Source organism: Thalassospira sp. A3_1 (assembly GCF_017744215.1).
Classification (GTDB): Bacteria; Pseudomonadota; Alphaproteobacteria; order Rhodospirillales; family Thalassospiraceae; genus Thalassospira; species Thalassospira lucentensis_A.
Map to the genome: position 1 here is coordinate 504,074 of NZ_JAGHQQ010000001.1, position 18,421 is coordinate 522,494.

At 55.9% G+C, this 18,421-nt stretch carries 18 protein-coding genes and 1 tRNA gene; 5 read left to right on the forward strand and 14 right to left on the reverse strand.

All coding sequences use genetic code 11. The features are described from left to right. Positions 1–63 precede the first annotated feature (63 nt). Positions 64–987, forward strand: a complete 924-nt coding sequence (locus J7395_RS02300; RefSeq protein WP_209220410.1) for a DMT family transporter — start codon at positions 64–66, stop codon at positions 985–987. Positions 988–1,033: 46 nt separating this feature from the next. Here J7395_RS02300 and J7395_RS02305 read toward each other — a convergent pair whose 3' ends face one another. From J7395_RS02305 to J7395_RS02315, 3 genes are all read right to left on the reverse strand, one after another. Next, entirely contained in the window at positions 1,034–1,924 is an 891-nt protein-coding gene (locus tag J7395_RS02305) for a 2-dehydropantoate 2-reductase (protein WP_209220411.1), read from the reverse strand. Positions 1,925–2,005: 81 nt separating this feature from the next. Further along, positions 2,006–3,229: a CaiB/BaiF CoA-transferase family protein gene (locus J7395_RS02310; protein ID WP_209220412.1), complete on the reverse strand. Its 1,224-nt coding sequence runs from the start codon at positions 3,227–3,229 to the stop codon at positions 2,006–2,008. Positions 3,230–3,304: 75 nt separating this feature from the next. Further along, entirely contained in the window at positions 3,305–4,495 is a 1,191-nt protein-coding gene (locus J7395_RS02315; protein ID WP_062948194.1) for an acyl-CoA dehydrogenase, read from the reverse strand. 224 nt (positions 4,496–4,719) lie between these two features. On the opposite strand from J7395_RS02315, the gene gcvA reads away from it, so the two are divergent. Continuing rightward, complete coding sequence (gcvA, locus tag J7395_RS02320; protein WP_209220413.1) at positions 4,720–5,616, forward strand: transcriptional regulator GcvA; 897 nt, start codon at positions 4,720–4,722, stop codon at positions 5,614–5,616. 17 nt (positions 5,617–5,633) lie between these two features. Here gcvA and J7395_RS02325 read toward each other — a convergent pair whose 3' ends face one another. From J7395_RS02325 to J7395_RS02345, 5 genes are all read right to left on the reverse strand, one after another. Next, a complete protein-coding gene (locus J7395_RS02325; protein WP_209220414.1) occupies positions 5,634–7,079 on the reverse strand; it encodes a hypothetical protein in 1,446 nt (481 codons plus the stop codon). Then, positions 7,076–8,206 (reverse strand): hypothetical protein, encoded by a 1,131-nt coding sequence (locus tag J7395_RS02330; RefSeq protein ID WP_231858119.1) that lies wholly within the window; start codon positions 8,204–8,206, stop codon positions 7,076–7,078. Before J7395_RS02330 ends, J7395_RS02325 begins: the two co-directional genes overlap by 4 nt. Before the next feature lie 311 nt (positions 8,207–8,517). Beyond that, entirely contained in the window at positions 8,518–9,675 is a 1,158-nt protein-coding gene (locus tag J7395_RS02335; RefSeq protein WP_209220416.1) for a homogentisate 1,2-dioxygenase, read from the reverse strand. A 309-nt stretch (positions 9,676–9,984) separates the two neighbouring features. Further along, a complete protein-coding gene (locus J7395_RS02340) occupies positions 9,985–10,617 on the reverse strand; it encodes a hydrolase (protein ID WP_209220417.1) in 633 nt (210 codons plus the stop codon). A 271-nt stretch (positions 10,618–10,888) separates the two neighbouring features. After that, positions 10,889–11,542: a hydrolase gene (locus tag J7395_RS02345; RefSeq protein WP_062948206.1), complete on the reverse strand. Its 654-nt coding sequence runs from the start codon at positions 11,540–11,542 to the stop codon at positions 10,889–10,891. A 140-nt stretch (positions 11,543–11,682) separates the two neighbouring features. Here J7395_RS02345 and J7395_RS02350 point away from each other — a divergent pair, with 140 nt between their 5' ends. Continuing rightward, on the forward strand, positions 11,683–12,564 hold the full coding sequence (locus J7395_RS02350) for a LysR family transcriptional regulator (protein WP_062948208.1): 882 nt from the start codon (positions 11,683–11,685) through the stop codon (positions 12,562–12,564). Between the two features lie 29 nt (positions 12,565–12,593). Next, positions 12,594–12,986: a GFA family protein gene (locus tag J7395_RS02355; RefSeq protein ID WP_062948210.1), complete on the forward strand. Its 393-nt coding sequence runs from the start codon at positions 12,594–12,596 to the stop codon at positions 12,984–12,986. 119 nt (positions 12,987–13,105) lie between these two features. Here the strand turns inward: J7395_RS02355 and J7395_RS02360 are convergent, their stop codons facing one another. From J7395_RS02360 to J7395_RS02385, 6 genes are all read right to left on the reverse strand, one after another. Beyond that, the gene (locus J7395_RS02360) at positions 13,106–13,609 is read right to left on the reverse strand and encodes an SRPBCC family protein (RefSeq protein WP_062948212.1); all 504 of its coding nucleotides are present in this window, start codon (positions 13,607–13,609) and stop codon (positions 13,106–13,108) included. Next, positions 13,584–13,949 carry a metalloregulator ArsR/SmtB family transcription factor gene (locus J7395_RS02365; RefSeq protein WP_062948214.1) on the reverse strand — a complete coding sequence of 122 codons (366 nt, stop codon included), beginning with the start codon at positions 13,947–13,949 and terminating at the stop codon, positions 13,584–13,586. The genes J7395_RS02360 and J7395_RS02365 overlap by 26 nt, the downstream gene beginning before the upstream one ends. 109 nt (positions 13,950–14,058) lie before the next feature. After that, a tRNA-Arg gene (locus J7395_RS02370) sits at positions 14,059–14,135 on the reverse strand. Positions 14,136–14,277: 142 nt separating this feature from the next. Next, a complete protein-coding gene (locus J7395_RS02375) occupies positions 14,278–14,802 on the reverse strand; it encodes an acyloxyacyl hydrolase (protein ID WP_062948216.1) in 525 nt (174 codons plus the stop codon). Positions 14,803–14,884: 82 nt separating this feature from the next. After that, a complete protein-coding gene (gene pip / locus J7395_RS02380; protein ID WP_209220418.1) occupies positions 14,885–15,847 on the reverse strand; it encodes a prolyl aminopeptidase in 963 nt (320 codons plus the stop codon). 73 nt (positions 15,848–15,920) lie between these two features. After that, positions 15,921–16,670: a hypothetical protein gene (locus J7395_RS02385; RefSeq protein WP_142994499.1), complete on the reverse strand. Its 750-nt coding sequence runs from the start codon at positions 16,668–16,670 to the stop codon at positions 15,921–15,923. A gap of 266 nt (positions 16,671–16,936) precedes the next feature. Here J7395_RS02385 and J7395_RS02390 point away from each other — a divergent pair, with 266 nt between their 5' ends. Further along, positions 16,937–18,418, forward strand: coding sequence for a M48 family metalloprotease (locus tag J7395_RS02390; protein ID WP_097052083.1), 1,482 nt, complete (start codon positions 16,937–16,939; stop codon positions 18,416–18,418). Positions 18,419–18,421 lie beyond the last annotated feature (3 nt).

The following is an 18,421-nucleotide window of genomic DNA, read 5'->3' on the forward strand; positions in this document are numbered from 1 at the left end:
TTATTCGGGTTACTGCTTGATTGGCGGGACATCCTTCCCGCGGAATGCAGGATGATCCCGAAAATGGGCAGTGTATGGTCCGGGATCGGCTTGCGGCTTGCCGCCACCGGTCTGTTTGCAGTGATGAGTTTGTTTGTGCGTCTGGCCTCGTTCGAGGCACCGATCGGGCAAATCATGTTCTGGCGAAGCTCCGTCGCCCTGATCCCTATTGTCCTGTATCTGATGTGGCGCCGCCAGTTTCCGCGTGGCCTTCGCACCGCCCGCCCGTTCGGTCATCTTAAACGCAGCACATTCGGCCTTGTGTCGATGTTCTTTTCGTTCCTGTCGCTCGCCTATCTGCCGCTGGCCCTTGCCACCGCACTTGGCTTCCTGGCACCACTTCTGGTGTTGCCGGTCGCGATGATCATGTTACGCGAAAAGCCCGGCATGGCGGTCTTCACCGCGACCTTTGCCGGATTTGGTGGCGTGTTTCTGATGCTGTGGCCGACATTCTCGACACCGGGCATTGATACAGGTGTGCTGATCGGCATTGGGGCCGGTCTTGCCATGGCAGTCACCACCGCCTTTGCCAAGGTCCAGATCAAGGCCCTGACCAGTACCGAATCATCGGGCACGATTGCATTTTATTTTGCCGTGATCTGTTCGCTTGGCGGGTTGCTGACCCTGCCGTTTGGCTGGGCCGATCCGTCGCCTGAAATCCTGATGTGGCTGATCGGGGCCGGACTTACCGGCGGTCTTGCCCATATCTTCATGACCGAGGCACTGGCACGTGCGCCCGCATCCACATTGGCAGCATTCGAATATACAGCAATGATCTGGGCCCTGCTGCTTGATGTCACGGTGTTTGGCCTGCTGCCCGAACCGGTTTCCCTGTTTGGTGCCTTCCTGATCGTACTGGCAGCCGCCATCGTGATGTTTGGTGATCGGCTCGGTGTGCCGGTCCCCAAACCCGATATCGCCGCGGCACAGGCCAAGCAGGCGGAATAACGCGGACAATCCGGAAAATGACCGGTCGACTCACCGGATGCCGGGATCAATCCCGGCGTTCGCGCAACTTCGTCATTGCGTGAAGGACCAGATTGGTCGGTGTTGCAATGCCAAGCTCCGTCCCCTTGCGCGCGATATAACCGTTCAGGAAATCGATCTCGCTGGTTTTGCCGCGCGCCAGATCCTGTGCGGTGGATGAATATTGCCCCGGCATGGTTTCGGCGATCTTTTCAATCGCACCCCAGACGTCACCGGGCACCGTCACCCCGCACCCCTTGGCCACCGCAAGGCATTCATCAACCGCATTGCGCATGACATCCCAAATGCCTTCGCCCTGCACCAGCGCGCCGTAGGGCATCTGCGATATTGCCGATAACGCGTTATAGGCACAGTTCAAAATCATCTTGGCCCAAAGTGCACCTTCGGCATTATCCGAAATCTCGACCGAGATATGTGCCGGGCGCAGGGTCTCTGCGACTTTTTCGCTTTGCGCAGACGTGCCGATCACCAGTTCGCCGCGCCCATGATGTTTGACATGCCCCGGACCTTCCATGCTGGTCGCGACATAGACCACCGTCGGGATCACCGGCATGCCGATCACGGCGGATAACCGTTCGGCATTATCAACCCCGTTCTGAAGACTCATCACGATGGTATCAGGGGTCAGAAACGGCTTAATCTGTGCCCCGGCATCGCTGGTATCGGTCGATTTGACACAGAACAGAACCAGACCTGCACCGGCAATCGCGCTGGCATCCGAACTGGCGTTAATTTCAATATACTGCTGTGTTCCGCCAAATTCCAAAAGCAGTCCGTCGCGATTGACGGCATCAACATGGGCAGGCCGCCCGATCAGGGTGACATCATGCCCCGCCCGCGCCAGCATGGCCCCGTAATAACAGCCAACAGCCCCCGCCCCCATCACCGCGATTTTCATGTCCAATATCCTGCCTTGAATGAATGTTGCTGCCGATACCTTTTCATACCGGCGGGCATTCTGCCAAGCAGGAAGGTGGCATCAGATAATCCCGGCTTCGCGCAATTTGGCAATCTGCACATCGCTAAGGTCCGCGACCTTGCGCAGGATTTCATCGCTATGCTGGCCCAGCATCGGCGGGGCGGTTTCACCGGCAATCGGTGTTTTGGAAAACTTGATAGGATTGGCAACCGTTGGCACCTTGCCCGCCGTCGGATGATCAAGGTACCGCACCGTATCGCGATGTTTGACTTGCGGGTTATCAAACACCCGATCCAGCGTATTGATAGGGCCACACGGCACATTGGCCGTTTCCAGAATGGCAATCCAGTCGTCGGTGGTTTTCATCACCATTGCCTGACGGATTTGCGGCACCAGCGTTTCGCGGTTTGCCACCCGTGACCGGTTGGTGGTATATCGTGCGTCATCGGGCAAATGCCCGATCCCGGCAACGTGGCAAAAGCTTCTGAACTGGCTGTCATTGCCGACCGCAAGGATGATGTAACCATCCGCTGTCGGGAACGCTTCATAGGGCACGATATTGGGATGCGCATTACCAAGCCGCCCCGGGGCCTTCCCGGTTGTCAGGAAATTCATCGCCTGATTGGCAAGGATCGCGGTCTGCACATCCAGCAGTGCCAGATCGATATGCTGTCCCTCGCCGGTCGCATCGCGGTGACGCAGGGCTGCCAGAATACCAATCGTCGCATAAAGCCCGGTAAAGATATCGGCAACCGCCACCCCGACCTTCATCGGCTGCCCACCCGGTTCCTGATCCGGGGCACCGGTGATGCTCATAAGCCCGCCCATGGCCTGGATCATGAAATCATAACCCGGCCGGTCCTTGTATGGGCCATCCTGCCCGAAGCCGGTGATCGAACAATAAACGATCTTGGGATTGACTTCCGATAGTGATGCGTAATCCAGCCGGTATTTGGCAAGGCCACCGACCTTGAAATTCTCGATCACCACGTCGCATTCGGCGGCAAGTTTATGCAGGATTTCCTGCCCCTCGGGCTTGGTCATATCAATCGTCAGCGACTTTTTGCCGCGATTGGCCGACAGGTAATAGGCGGCCTCGCTGGTGTCGTTGCCAGCTGCGTCTCTGGCATAGGGCGGGCCCCAGCCGCGGGTATCGTCGCCTGCCCCCGGACGTTCGATCTTGATCACCTCGGCCCCCATATCGGCCAAGGTCTGGCTGGCCCAAGGCCCCGCCAATACACGCGAAAGATCAAGCACACGAAGTCCAGAAAGCGCGCTGGTCATCATTTCATCCCGGGATCGTCATCAAAAAGGAAAAAGGGCGACACCAAAGATCGGTGCCGCCCGTCATCAAAGTCCTCAGCCCTCGGCGCTAAACGCCTGAATGCCGGTCTGCGCACGACCAAGGATCAGGGCATGCACATCATGCGTGCCTTCATAGGTATTGACCGCTTCAAGGTTCATCGCATGACGGATGACATGGAATTCATCAGCAATACCGTTGCCGCCATGCATGTCACGGGCAACACGCGCGATATCAAGCGCCTTGCCGCAGTTATTGCGTTTCATCAGCGAAATCGCCTCGGGTGCGGCGGTTCCGGCATCCAGCATCCGGCCAAGCTGAAGCGCGCCCTGCAGACCAAGGGTAATTTCGGTCTGCATGTTCGCCAGTTTCAGTTGGATCAGCTGATTGGCGGCCAACGGACGGCCGAACTGTTTGCGATCAAGGGTATATTGACGTGCTGCATGCCAGCAGAATTCAGCAGCCCCCATCGCCCCCCATGAAATGCCGTAACGTGCCTTGTTCAAACAACCGAACGGCCCGCCAAGACCCTTGGCATTTGGCAGCATGTTTTCCGCCGGGACAAAGACGTTATCCATAACGATCTCGCCGGTGATCGACGCACGCAGCGAAAACTTGCCTTCGATCTTTGGCGCGCTCAGACCCTTCATGCCTTTCTCAAGGATGAAACCGCGAATGACACCTTCGTCATCCTTGCCCCAGACGACAAACACGTCGGCGATCGGGCTGTTGGTGATCCACATTTTCGATCCCGACAGGGTGAAACCGCCGTCGGCCTTGCGGGCGCGGGTTTTCATGCCGCCCGGATCGGACCCGTGGTCCGGCTCGGTCAAACCAAAACAGCCAACCCATTCACCGGTCGCCAGTTTCGGCAGGTATTTCTTGCGCTGTTCTTCACTGCCGTAGGCATAGATCGGATGCATCACAAGCGAGCTTTGCACCGACATCGCCGAACGATAGCCGCTATCGACACGTTCGACTTCGCGCGCGACAAGGCCATAAGCCACATGGTTGACACCCGGTCCGCCGTATTCTTCTGGGATGGTCGGGCCAAGCAGGCCAAGTTCGCCCATCTCGGTCATGATCTCGCGGTGGAAAATCTCGTGCCGGTTGGCTTCGAGAACACGGGTCTGCAGGTTTTCCTGACAATAGGCGCGCGCCGCGTCTCGGATCATGCGTTCTTCTTCGCTCAGCTGATCTTCAATCAGCAGCGGGTCTTCCCAGTGAAAAGGTGCGCGGCTTGCCATCGTCCTGATCCCTTATGAAATTTTTGAAACCAAAGCAGGGATGACACCATAGAAGGGCGAGACGGCATCATCCCTGAAAGCTTATCGCTTCTGGGCTAAAGCTAGGCATTGGCAGACGCGCTTGCAAATGATAAATCGGATATAGTTTATGCGTAAAACTCATAAACTAGCGATAACAAGCCCAGATAAAGTGCAAATATCCTCATATTTCGAGCAATTAGATCATGAGCCGCCGCATCCCGAGCCTGAAAGCACTGAGTTGTTTTGAGCAGACCGCCCGCTTTGGCAGCGCCTCACGCGCGGCCGAGGAACTTTACCTGACACAAAGCGCGGTCAGCCGACAGATACAGGGGCTTGAAGACTGGCTGGGCTGCAAGCTGTTTGCCCGCCATAAACAGCGCCTCGTCCTGACATCAGAGGGCGAAAGCTATCTGCAGGCGATCCGCCCCGCGCTGGATCAGCTTGAAACCGCGACCCTGACCTTCCTGTCGGGCGGCGCCGAAGGCGGGGTTCTGACCATCGCCGCCCCACCGACTTTCGGGTCGCGCTGCCTGATCCCGTTGCTGCCCGATTTTCGCAGCACCCATCCCGACATTGTCATCAACTTCATTTCGCGCATCGGCATCCCCGATTTTGACCGTGAACAGATCGACATTGCGGTTCTGTTTGGCGATGGAAGCTGGCCGGGGCTGGATGCGCATTTGCTGCATGGCGAGGAAATGGTGCCGATCTGCAGCCCGAAACTGATCGAGAATCTGGATTATTCACCAAAACCAAATAATCTTCGTGATTATTCACTTTTACACATAGCCACCCGCCCGCGCGGATGGAGCGACTGGCTGACCGCAAGTGGCCTTACCGATATTGATGGGGAAAACGGTCCGAAGTTTGAACATTTCACGATGGCGATGCAGGCTGCCATTGCCGGCCTTGGCGTGGCCTTGCTGCCGACATTCGCCATTGAGGACGAACTGGCCAACGGTCGGATTGTCGCCCCCTTTGGTCCGCCGCGCGCAAGCCCGTTTCATTATTACGCCACCACCCCAACCGGCCGTGCTCGCAACCCGAAAATTCGGGCTTTCATGACCTGGCTTGATCAGCGCAAAAATCAGGAAGCATAAAAGAAGAAAAAGAGCGACTAGCTTGCCTTTTTACCCTGAAGTGCGCGCAGCGCGTTCATACCGCGACGGCGCAGCAGATCGGCTTCTTCGGGGCCGTCGATGATTTCAAGAAGACGGACAATCGCCATCAGGTTGCGCTGCGCATTATCAAGTTCGTCAGCATCAAGCCGTCCCATGCCATCCACGCCGGCACGGCCAATCTGGTTCAGCTTTTTCTTGAGCTCGACCACCGCCTTGGTTGCCGAACTTTGGGCAGCCAGAACGTGGGAAATGCGCGCGGTTTCAGCAATCGCCTCGGCCGATTGTTCAGCGGCAAGAACCTTTTCCTCATCAAAGGGCTGGGCGAAAATCGGACGCACACCCTGACGGCCAGAACCCGGCCCCTGCTTGGTATCGATCTGCGGCAGGGCATCGATGACGCGATCCGGACTGGCGCCGAACATGGTATTGGCCAGCGCCTTTGACACGCGACGGCGCGTTTCCAGAAGCTTCTCGCCCCAGCGGCCATCCTTGCGGATATTAAACTCGCGCGTGATCCGGGTAAATTCGGACGCATACCAGCGGGCAAGCGACAGGATGTGATGCTCGCCCTTGCCAGTGCCGATACCCTGTTCAATCTCGGTCACGGTTTCGGCCAGAAGATCAATGATCAGATCGCCGGTGGTCGCCAGATTGGTACTGGAAATTGTTCTGTCGTCGGCCTTGCTCGATAGCACGCGGATCAGTTTGAAAAGCTCGCTCGGACGCAGCAGACGCGCCAGAACCGCCAAAAGATAAACCGGCTCGTATCCCGGTTTTTCCTGCGAGATCTCAATAAACCGGTCGCGCAGCCATCTGATATCGGCCGTGCCCAGACTTCTGATCGGGGCCGATGGGAAACGTTTGCGCATCTGGGTGATTTCTTCGGCAACGTTCAGGATTTTGCCGATCTGCTCGAATGCGGGAAGATGGCTGCGCGAACCAAGCCGCGTTGCCAATGCGCGTTCGGTCTTGACCCCGTTCAGCGAATTCTCGATTTCCTGCGCAATACAGACCGACGCCAGTTTCCACATCCGGCGTTCAGCCTGTTCGAGCATATCCTGATCGCGCTTGGCAGCCGCCTTTTCGATATCGGCAATCGCCTTGGTCATTTCAGGACCGCCGGACGTTTCGACCACCTTCCAGATCGGCATCAGTGATGAACGGCTGATGCGAATGCTTTTTTCCGCAGGTGGTGCCGACGTCAGCAAATCCTCGAACGGATCGCAGAACTGGCGCATCGGAGTTGGATATCGTTCCGGTTTTAACGACGCCAGACGCGGACGCAGAATTTGCAAAATCTGTTCATGGGGCAGCGGTAGCTTGGGGTCGGCACGGTCACTTTCGATCGCACGTGTAAAACGCGCGATTTCCGAACTGTTTAACGATTCAAACAGATCGCCAAGCTGGGAAACACCCATGTTTGCGGCATTTTCAACCTTCACGCCGACTGCCTCCGGAACCGCTCCAGCCGGTCAACCATATCGGCGTCAATTTCACCACTGCCCAGTTTGCGCAATTCGGACGCCCAAAGCATCTGGTTAACACGTACATCGACCCAGAATTCATATTCAAGTTTCTCAAGCTCTTCGATTGGCAGGACCGGTGCGAAACTTGCTATTTCCTCGACAATCTCGCGCTGGCGTGCCCTGTCATGCCCGGGGCGTGACCGCCACAAATCAATCAGCTCCTGCCATCCGTCAAGCACCCACCACAACCGGCCGATATCCTTTTGCAGGTCGTCCCTGGCTTTGGACCAGTCTTTGAGAACCTTGCCAAGTTCATTATTCCACAAATCGATTTTGCGCAGCACCCGCACCGCATGATCGTTGGTTGCGCTGGCGGCATTGATCACACGGGTCGCCATGAAACGGAAATCTGACTGTTCGGAAATCGACCATTCCTCAACGTCACCGGCAAGTTTCTGCAAACCCAGCGCAAGAAGGCGAAGCGGCCCTTCACAACCTTCGATCCCAAGGCCGACCGGCGCGCTCAGAACGCTCCATTCGCCAAGGGTATCAATGATCGAATCGTTTTCCAGACCGGCTGACGCCGCAAAGCGGTTCAATGCCTTGCGTGCGCGTATCTGGCCTTCCATCGTCAGAAGGTCTTCGCGTTTCATGTCCTGAACGTCATTACCGCCAAGCTGGCGCAATGCCTGATACAGCAGGGTCAGTTGCCCGAGTTCGCGCGCGGCTTTTTCTTCCTTGTTGCCGGTAATTCCGGCACGCGCCAGCGCGACACCGCCAACACCGGTTACCGCCACCGCACGCGCATGTTCGCGCACAACTTCCGGGGTGAATTTTTCAAGCGTGATCAGGCGGTCAAACAGCATCCGGTCATGAACCGACAGATCAAAAACCTCGCGCAGGGTTTCAAGCGGCATTTCATAGGTACCAAGCCCGCCCGAAAGCCCCGGCAGACTGACAAGCGTGCGACCGCTTTGGCCAATCAGCACACGGGCATAACGCAGGCTTTTGGTCGTGAAAGGTGTCCGCACACCACGGGTAACGAATGACGCGGGCAAACAGGACAGTGCATCCGGCTGACCTGCACGACCAGAAGACGACATGCTTGCTTTATTATTTGCTAATTGCTGTTTGGTCATTCTCGGCTTTGATCAACCCATCCCGACAAATTCTATTCGTTGGCCATCTGCGCTGTCAGGTTTACGCCACGAGTGCCGCTGCCAAGCTTATACTATCGCGCAAGCCAGTCCATGACAAAGGAACCGGCATTTTGCAGATAAGCAGATTACCGGGACATGCTGATGAAACCCTTAACGTTCCGGATAGGTCAAACAAATCCGAAGATCAATGCCGAATGGTCACAAAAGTGCAGAAAGCCGTCTTGAAACAAGCACGTGCAACCATGAGCATGGCATCACAGTGTTTCTTTCGCCTTTTCCCAGGTGTTGACATAGGCCTTCCATTCCGCTCCGTCCGGAATGCTTTCGTCAATATTGACCATTTCCGCACAATCAATCATCACCGCCACCTCGTCGGTTTCGACCGGCACCCTGATCATGGTTTTCTGATACGAACATGGATGCGGTCCATGCGGGAAGCCACTGGGATGGAAGGTTGCCATGCCCGGCTTGATATTGCCCCGGCTGTAGAATTCACCCCGGTGATAGAAGATAAATTCGTCGAAATCCTCGTTCGAGTGATAGAACGGCACGCGAAGCGTCCCTGATTCACCTTCGCCAATTTTCGGCACAAAGGTACTGATGGCAAACCGGTTGGCGACAAAGGTGCTGTGTGCCGCGGGCGGGACCGGCTGGCCCGGTTGGCGGTCCTGTCGCAAATCGCGCCAGTTCAGCCGCACGACACTAAGATCCCCCTGCCAGCCCACCGCATCCAGCGGGTTATAGGGATAGGTCAGTGTCGAAATCGCATTGCGACGCTTGATGTGAATTTCCCAATAGGCCTCGTCCTGCTGGGCGCGGAATTTATCGTCAATTCGTGGCACTTCAAAACGGGTCGGATTGATCGATGGATGACCGGCTGACTGGGTTTCGTTTGGCAGGCCAAAGGCATCATTGGTTGCCTCGACAAACAGGAATTCCGATGGTTCGGATGCCTCGAACCGCCAGGCCGTACCGCGCGGCAGCAGGATATAATCCCCATCACGATAGGGCATGTGACCGTAATCGCAATAAAGTGCACCATTGCCGTTATGCACAAAGGCCAGCGTATCACCATCGGCATTACGCGCCAGCGCATGCATTTTACCATCCAGCCGCCAGTAACGGACTTCCATCACCGCATTATGCAGAATGCGGCGCGCCTGCAAGGGGCAATCCGGCCCGGCGGCAAGTTTGTTCAGATCAAAGGCACGCGGTCGAAGTGGCCCTTCGAATGATGCCCACCCTGCGGGGGGATGTTTGTGATAAATATGGGCCGATGGCCCAAGGAACCCGTTGCGTCCTATTTCGCGTTCATGAACGGTAACGGATGGGGAATTTGTTGAACCTGCGGCATTCTTGGACGCTGCAACGCAATTGCCTTCGCTGTTCGGAAGACGAATCCAGTTCTTCACCTGACACCTCCCGGCCGGATCGGCCATATGAAAGGGCTTGTCGGATTTGCCCGTTATATAAGGATATGTGCAGGCGCAAAGATCATTTCAAGACGAGCAAGATTTTGGGAAGTCACAACTTTTCGCTGTATTCCCCGCAAAGAAGCATCCTGAAGAACCGACCGCTATCGGCAATAGGTGCGTGGTCAGGCAGGTTTCTGTATTTCCTGACAGGCGAAGCCATCGCAAAGCGTGACGGTAAATAAATGGCGGCGAACCCGGTTCCGGTCGCCGCCATCATTCGCCATATGTGATTAACAGGCCCCTGGCCTATTTTTCGGCGGCCTTTTCGACGTTGAAGCCGTCAAAATTATCAAAGACACCCATGAAACCGGGGACGGTTGCCTCGCGTGCCCAGTCCCGCTGGAGCTCGCAATACAACTGCACTCGGCTGATCAGTTTCACACCAGCCTGTTCCATACGACGGAGTGCCGCTTCGTGGGCGGCAAGCGACGTTCCACCAACCGCATCGACCGGCACGTAAACTTCATAGCCTTCCTGAATGGCATCAAGTGCCGGGAAGGTCAGGCAGGCTTCGGTCCAAAGCGCGGTCATGATCAGTTTCGGACGGCCGATTTCCTTGACGGCTTCCTTGAACCCGGTGTCCTCCCAGCTATTGATCGAGGTACGATCATAGGTCGGCAGATGGCCAAGCACGTCCTGAAGTTCCTGAATCGGCGGCTTGTTGCGACCGGTTTCGACATTGACGGTCGAATGGATGATCGGCAGGTCGTAATTGACCGCGGCCTTGGCAACACTGGTGATGTTGAAGACCAGTTCTTCGCGGGACATCGAACGGATCGAGGAAACCTGGATCGGCTGATAATCAATGACGATCAGGGCCGAATTTTGCGGCGTCAGAAGTTGGTCGGTATGGGGATTACGCATTTTCTCGCTTGCCATCTGGCAGGTCCTTTCCTTGGTTAAAAACGCGCTTCTGTTCGGGCAAAGCCCGTTTGGTGAATGGGGTAGCGCGCCCCCTTCACGATTTCGGCGAATTGCAGCCATGACTGCGGGCCTGGCCCTGACAATCGACGGCCAGTGAAATGAAGCTCAATGTCGGTGATATCGGTTAACCCGATCACCGGTCAGACGGCGTAAGGATAAATTGGGGATGACGAGGCAGGCCAAGGGCCAGCATTGCAGGGGGGCACTTTCGTCATCCCCGCCCGGATCAGTCCCGGGCGTTTGGAACCGGTGTGTTAAGCAGTTGCTGTTCCCACAGGAAGGCACTGCCGCTTGCACCGGCATGGTCTTTGAGGATTTCGGCCATTTCGGCAACATGTTCGGTCCGGGCCCAGTCACGTTGCCATTCGGATGCAACGGCCAGCCATGTCATCATGTTTGCCCCGGCGGCAATCATGCGCTGGATGGCGACTTCGTGGGCTTCGACCGAAACACCGCCGCAGGCATCGGTCACCACCGTCACATCCCAGCCTTCACCAAGCGCCTGTATCGTTGGCATCGCGACACAGACCTCGGTCCAAAGACCTGCAATGATAAGCTGCTTGCGACCGGTTTCCCTGACCGCATCCACCACCTTTGGATCCTGCCAGGTGTTGATCAATGTCCGGTCAATAATTTCCTGCCCGGGGAATACATCCGTAATCTGCGGGAAAAGGCGACCACCTTGGGCGGCGATCACGGTTGTCAGAATGGTGGGCACACCAAACGCCTTGGCAACCTTTGACAACCCTGCTGTATTGTTGATCACCATATGGGGATCGTGGCTGTTCAGATTTGCAAGCTGGTAGGGCTGATGATCGATAAGGACGAGTACCGAATCTTCGGGGCGAAGAAGTGAGTCAAGGCCGTTACGAAAAGTCATGATAATCCTCTGCAGCTATCGTGTGATTATTCTGCCGCAAGTCATTCTTGGGCTGCGGCTATATCCAAACTCTCATGGCTGCTGATGTTGCGGTACCGACCAACTCTGCTACGCTGTGTCGCAAAAACGGGAACACCAAATTGGACATAGAAGATCTACAAACATTCGTAGAAGTTGCTGATACTGGTGGTGTTACACCCGCCGCGCGTCGGCTTGGCGTGTCCAAGTCTGTCGTCAGTCGGCGGTTGATCCGGCTGGAGGCGGAACTTGGCGTTCAGCTTCTGACGCGCTCCACGCGCGGGGCTTCCTTGACCGAAGCCGGGGCCGTGTTCCGCGACCATGCGGCCAAAGCCTGGGCCGAAATCAACGAGGCAAGGGAAACCCTGCTGCCGACCGGCCAGCTTTGCGGACTTTTGCGGGTTTCCTTACCGCTTTCCTTTGGGCCTGATCACTTCGCGCCAATACTGTCGGAAATGGCAAAGCGCTATCCCCTGCTGCATATCCATACCTGTTACAGTGATCACGTCGTCGATCTGATCGAGGGGGGATTTGATTGCGCCGTGCGCCTTGGACATCTTCAGGATTCCAACCTGATCGCAAGACGTGTCGGACCGATCTATGGAACGGTTGTTGCGAGCCCTGACTATATCAAAGCGCACGGTGCCCCCGAAACACCGGAAGAATTGCAGTTGCATCAGGCTCTTATGAAGGGAAACGAAGCATGGCAACTTATGGATGGCGACAAAGTCATCACGGTTCGCCCGCAAGGCCGCTTCAAGGCCGATAACGGCACAGCACTGGTTGCAGCCGCACTTGCGGGGCTTGGCATCGGCTATCTTCCCGATGGCCTGATCAGCGATCATATTGCGTCGGGCGCGCTTGTTCCCGTGATGCAACGTTATCCCATTCCACCTGCGGGCATTTATGTTGTCCGCCCGCCATCCCAGCATCCCGACAGAAAGGTTCGCGCCCTAACCGACCTTCTGATCGAGTATTGTGGTACGGACGCCCGCATTCAGTAAGCACAGCAGTTTCACAAAGGAGGAAGCCAATGGACAAAATCACTGGTGGTTGCCTGTGCGGCAAAGTCCGGCTTGTGGCATCCGGAAAGCCATACCGCGTGGGCCTGTGTCATTGCCTTGATTGCCGGAAACATCACGGCACGCTTTTTCATGCATCGGCGGTTTATCCCGAGGATGCGGTAACAATCGAAGGCGACGTCCGCGATTATCAGGGGCGCTATTTCTGCCCGACCTGCGGATCATCGGTTTTCGGGCATAGCGGGGATGAAATCGAAGTCAATATCGGGTCGCTTGATGCCCCCGATCAGTTAAAGCCCACCTACGAACTTTGGACCATCCGCCGCGAAAACTGGCTGCCTGAATTTCCGCTTGCGAAGCACTATGAACGGGATCGGGAAGGTACGGGTCGTTCGGAAGAATAGCCGCCCGACAGCTAATTCTGACCATCAGTAAGGATCGCAGGCTAAGTTTTTCATGCTTTGCAAACGATTTTCATGTGCAGCACGTGATACGTGCTGCACAAGATTAAAGCCGCTTGCAATCAGGCATTTTGCATGGCCGCGACATGTCGTACCAGTTTATCGAGTGTCTGATAACCAAACTCAACGGCACCAAAGCCAATTGTAGCCTCGCGTTGCTCTTTTGTCGGGTGCAGCTGGCGCAACGTTACGACGGTTTTGCCATCGTTTTGTTCATCGAATGTGACGATGACCCGGAACCGACCGGGGTCGTTATCCTTGTCCGAACCATGGTCCATTTCCAGCAATTGCGGGGCATCAACCTTCAGAAATACCATCCGATTGTCATAGCGTTTTCCATCTGGTCCCCAAAAAATGAAACGCCAACGCCCCCCGACACGAATGTCGATTTCCAGTGTTTCGACACCAAAGCCCTCTGGCCCAAACCATTTCGGCAGGTGCTCGGGATCGGTCCAGACTTTGAATACCAGTTCTCGCGGCGCTGCAACGACGCGCGACAAGACGATTTCGCGATCACGTGACCAGATATTCAAGGCAACGTTATTTTCTTGGTTTGCTTGTGTCATGTTGTGCTTTCTCCGCATGAAGTTCGAGAGCAAGAGCTTCCATCCGATCCATGCGTCCCTCCCAAATCGCCCGTTGGTCGGCAAGCCACTTGTTCGTTTCATGCATCGCTTCAGGTTTCAGTTGACAGACCCGCTCGCGCCCCACTTTCTGCGAAGTTACAAGGCCACTTTCTTCGAGAACCCGGATGTGCTTGAGCAGTGTCGGCAGCGCCATCGGCATCGGTTTAAAAAATTCACCGACCGCGCATTCCCGTTCGCTCAGGCGCATTATGATTGCCCGCCGAGTGGGATCAGACAGCGCGTGGAAAAGACGATTCAAATGGACATCATGGTTAGTCATATGGGTAACTATATACCTTCCACATAAGTCGTCAACAATAGTTACCCATTTAGCTATCTATTGTTGACAACTTATTCTGTATAGACGGGAAATATTGGTGCTGGAAAAATGGTGCGCCCGACAGGATTCGAACCTGTGGCCCCCAGATTAGGAATCTGGTGCTCTATCCTGCTGAGCTACGGGCGCACTTTATCGGCAAGAGGCATTCAATTAGCAGCTTCGATAGCTGCGATCAATCCGGCAGCGAACCAAATTTCGCCCTTCATTGACCAGAAACGCAAAAAGCCCCGCAGATACCGGGGCTTGGTGCATCGTTCCAAAGCGAAGATCAGTTAAAGATGGCGTCGATCGGAATCGCATAGGTCAGAGACAGAATTTCCGTACCCGGGTTTTCGTCGCCGATGCTGGCATTCGAAATGTGAGCAATGCCAAGACTCAGACGTTCGCGGCTGTCAAAGCGGAAGCCGAGCTCAAGGCCCGAACGGAATTCGATCCAGTGACCAAGGTCTTCGCCGTCACCCTGATGATAGGCACCGACCGAGGTATAGATGCTTGAAACGAAGTGATCGCCCCAAAGCACATCCATCGCAATCCCGCCATAACCGTGTGCCGCCTTGTCGCTGGTGACCATCAAACCGGCAATCGGGCGGGCAACGCCAAACATCGCATGCTGGAAACGGTAATCAAGACGGAATTCAGCCGCCTCGTCATCCTGCGTGATATCGACCATACCGGTCGAAAATTCCAGCAGGCCGGAATCGTTATTATTTCCAAGAAATTGCTGCGCCTGTGCAGCGCCTGCAAATCCTGCCACCAGAAGCAAGGCAAGGATTTTCCCCAAAACCAACCGCATCAACTTAGTCCCCTCTAAGATCATGTCGGGCGTATACTACCCAACCGTATGATATAGACAACAAAACAATGAACCGGCAGTTTTAATTTTTATCAAATCCGGTGCCATTAAAGGAGTTCGTGGCGCGCACAAGTTCACGCACGATCCCCGGCTCACTTGCCGCGTGACCGGCATCCTCAACGATATTCATTTCAGCATCCGGCCATGTCGCGAGCAAATCAAACGCGGAAACCGGCGGGCAGACGATGTCATAGCGGCCCTGAATGATCCGGGCGGGCAAATGACGAATGCGATCCATATTCTGAAGTAACTGGTCGGGCGTGAAAAACCCCTTATTGACGAAGTAATGATGCTCCAGCCGCGCCAGCGCAAGTGCGATCCCGTCGCTTTCGAAATCCTCGACCAGACTGTCATCGGGAAGCAATGTGCAGCAGGTGGCCTCATAGCCCGACCATGCACGCGCCGCGGCAATGGCAGCGGCCTCGCCTTCCTTGCCGGCAAAGACATCACCAAATCGCTTCAGCAGGGCAGCACTTCCGGGATTGCGATCAAACCCCACAGCCGCAAGGAATTTCTTCTCGGCCTCGGCAAAGATTTTGCCCATGCCATCCATGAACCAGTCGATTTCCTGATCCCGGCACAGGAATATCCCGCGCAGGACAAAGCCCAAGGCACGTTCCGGATGGGCCTGTCCGTAAGCCAGCGACAGCGTCGATCCCCACGAACCACCAAAGACCAGCCATTTATCAATACCGCGATCCTCACGAAGGGCTTCGATATCGCCGATCAGATGGTCGGTCGTATTGTTTTCAAGACTGCCGAACGGACGGGATTTACCGGCACCGCGCTGATCATGCAGGATCACCCGGTATTTTTCGGGATCAAAGAAGCGCCGCGCATTTGGCGACATCCCGGCACCGGGCCCGCCATGCAGGAAAACCACCGGAATGCCGTCAGGGTTGCCAAGTTCTTCCCAATAGATTTCGTGCCCGTCGGGCCGTTCCAGCCAGCCGGAATAAGCGGGTTCAATCTCGGGATAAAGCATTGGGGAGCCTCTTGGAATCTATCGTCCCATTCTTCTACACGTCTAAAGTGTTATTGGACAAGTCCAAAGCCGTTCACGGCTGACCGACAGACTGTTCCACACACAGGGACGCCGGATTGGCGAGTTCAAGATAGGGGCCACCGCGGTCTTCGATCAGGCCGCGGACACGGATTTTGCGGCCAATCCAGTCTTCCATGCGCTGCCCGGTGGCGGCGATGGCGTCACGACGGTCGCGGTCGATCATCACTGTGAAATCGTCGCGCCAGTTGGCACCGAAATTAAGGTAACTGCGCCATTCCCGGTCTTCGATACGTTCAAGAATCCCGTCAATCACCGCAAACCGCCCGATGGCCTGCGCGGCATCGGGCAGATCACCCGCCAGCCCCGATGAACCAGCATAATGGTAAGCCGGGTTTTGGCTGGTCGCCCAAAGTCCCGCCTGCTGCGTCATGGCGGATTGTTCGGCTTTAATCAGGGTATCAATCGGGCGGTCGCCTTCGGGCAGAAGGATCACAAGCCCCTGTTCCAGAAGCTTTTCCTGCCACAACCCGCCTGCGCCATCCTGCATGTCGGCAACGTGACGCCCGGCAAAATCCGGATTCTGGTCATATGCGACGAGGCCGGTGATGGTATTGGCTGTGCCCTTCATCAACACAAGCGCGGCATTTTCAAATTCCGGCACAAAGGCGATATCGGCCAGACGCCATAGGACATCGGCTTGCGCGGCTGTCATCAGGGCATCAACAGCATCAAACCTTGCCATTCGTACCGGCATGACAGGAAGATCACCGCCACGCGCGCCAGCCCAATCAATATTGGCCACGTCAATTTTGGCAGAACCAAAGTCAGGGCCACATATCCATTCCTGTGCGTGCGCGGGGGTGGATGTGACTGCAATCAGGGATGCCGCAAACAGGCATCCTGCAACACGAACAGCAAAGTTCGCCGCAAAATTTCCCGATTTTTGCGAATAGGATTGATTGCTGCAAGATATTGATTGGCAAGCCAACACGCGCTACCACATCGTAAGGGATAAAATGGCGTTTCCGGCAAAGGATACGCATCGAGGGCATAAGAGGAAAGACTTCAATGAGCTGGCTTTTTCATCGCAAGACAAGACGATTGGCAACCGCCATTGGCGCACTTGGCCTGATTGCCGCCCTTGCGGGTTGCTCGACCAATCGTGCAACAGGCGAAGACAGCTTTACCGCCTTTATGTCCCCCGAGCAGGAAAAACAGGTCGGTGCCGAGGAACATCCGAAGATCGTCCGCGAGTTTGGCGGCGATTATGATGAAAAAGACCTGCAAAGCTATGTCACGGAAATCGGCAACAAGCTGGTGGCAGTATCCGAGGCACCGGATGAAAAATTCACCTTTACCGTGCTTGATTCACAGGTGATCAACGCCTTTGCACTGCCTGGCGGCTATGTCTATATCACCCGTGGTCTGGCCGGACTTGCCTCGAACGAGGCGGAGCTTGCCGGGGTTCTGGCCCATGAAATCGGCCATGTGGTCGCCCGTCATTCCGCCCAGCGTTATAGCCGCGGTGTCCTGACACAAATCCTTGCCGGGGGACTGTCGGCTGCCCTTGGCAGTGGTGCGGGCGATATCGTCGGTGCCGGGGCGAATGCCTATCTGAAGTCGTTTTCGCGCGAACATGAATTTGAGGCCGACATGCTGGGCGTGCGTTACATCACGCGCGCCGGATATGACCCGGAAGGCATGGCATCTTTCCTGAAAAAACTGCGTGCCCATTCGCGCCTGCAGGCGAAACTGGCCGGACGGTCACCCGACGAAATCGATCAGTTCGATTTCATGGCAACCCACCCGCGCACCCTTGACCGGATCGAGCAGGCCCACAAAGCCGCCAACGTGACCCCGGTCGCCAATCCCGAAATCGGCAGCGTGCGTTATATGCGGGCGATTGACGGTATTATTTATGGTGATGGGCCGGATAACGGTTATGTGCGGGGCACTGCCTTTATCCATGTGCCGCTTGATTTCCGCTTTGACGTGCCCGACGGATTTTCAATGATCAACCAGCCCGATGCCGTCATCGCACAGGATGACGGCGGCGCGCAAATCGTGTTTGAAGGGGCGCCAAAGGCCAAGGGTGTCGGACTTGATCAATATCTGTCGCGCGGTTTTTCCAGCAAGATCGCGATCACCAATATCGAGAATATCGATATCAACGGTCAGGAAGCCGCAACCGGCTATGCCGACGTCAATCTGAATTCCGGCGGGAAGGCGCGCCTGCGTGTGGTCGTGATCCGGCACGGCGAAAACGCCTATCAGTTCCTGTTCATCACGCCACTTAATAAGGTCGATGATTATAACGTGGCGTTACGCCGCACGACCTACAGCTTCCGGCCGCTCACCCGCGAGGAACAGCAGAAATACCATCCGCTGCGGATCAAGGTGCGCGCGGTGAACCCGGAATATGACCTGTCGACCTTTGTCGGCCAGATGGCGGTATCGCGCGAACCATCCGAAACCTTTGCCGTGCTGAACGGACTTGAACCCGGCCAGCCACCGGCAACCAATTCGATGGTCAAAGTTGTGATTGATTAAACA

Coding starts and splice junctions, on each gene's coding strand:
- J7395_RS02315 (WP_062948194.1), bottom strand. CDS start 4,495: ATGGCAAGCCGCGCACCTTTTCACTGGGAAGACCCGCTGCTGATTGAA.
- J7395_RS02375 (WP_062948216.1), bottom strand. CDS start 14,802: ATGCGGTTGGTTTTGGGGAAAATCCTTGCCTTGCTTCTGGTGGCAGGA.
- J7395_RS02340 (WP_209220417.1), bottom strand. CDS start 10,617: ATGGCAAGCGAGAAAATGCGTAATCCCCATACCGACCAACTTCTGACG.
- pip (WP_209220418.1), bottom strand. CDS start 15,847: ATGCTTTATCCCGAGATTGAACCCGCTTATTCCGGCTGGCTGGAACGG.
- J7395_RS02365 (WP_062948214.1), bottom strand. CDS start 13,949: ATGACTAACCATGATGTCCATTTGAATCGTCTTTTCCACGCGCTGTCT.
- J7395_RS02355 (WP_062948210.1), top strand. CDS start 12,594: ATGGACAAAATCACTGGTGGTTGCCTGTGCGGCAAAGTCCGGCTTGTG.
- J7395_RS02305 (WP_209220411.1), bottom strand. CDS start 1,924: ATGAAAATCGCGGTGATGGGGGCGGGGGCTGTTGGCTGTTATTACGGG.
- gcvA (WP_209220413.1), top strand. CDS start 4,720: ATGAGCCGCCGCATCCCGAGCCTGAAAGCACTGAGTTGTTTTGAGCAG.
- J7395_RS02310 (WP_209220412.1), bottom strand. CDS start 3,229: ATGACCAGCGCGCTTTCTGGACTTCGTGTGCTTGATCTTTCGCGTGTA.
- J7395_RS02390 (WP_097052083.1), top strand. CDS start 16,937: ATGAGCTGGCTTTTTCATCGCAAGACAAGACGATTGGCAACCGCCATT.
- J7395_RS02360 (WP_062948212.1), bottom strand. CDS start 13,609: ATGACACAAGCAAACCAAGAAAATAACGTTGCCTTGAATATCTGGTCA.
- J7395_RS02300 (WP_209220410.1), top strand. CDS start 64: ATGGGCAGTGTATGGTCCGGGATCGGCTTGCGGCTTGCCGCCACCGGT.
- J7395_RS02330 (WP_231858119.1), bottom strand. CDS start 8,206: ATGTCGTCTTCTGGTCGTGCAGGTCAGCCGGATGCACTGTCCTGTTTG.
- J7395_RS02345 (WP_062948206.1), bottom strand. CDS start 11,542: ATGACTTTTCGTAACGGCCTTGACTCACTTCTTCGCCCCGAAGATTCG.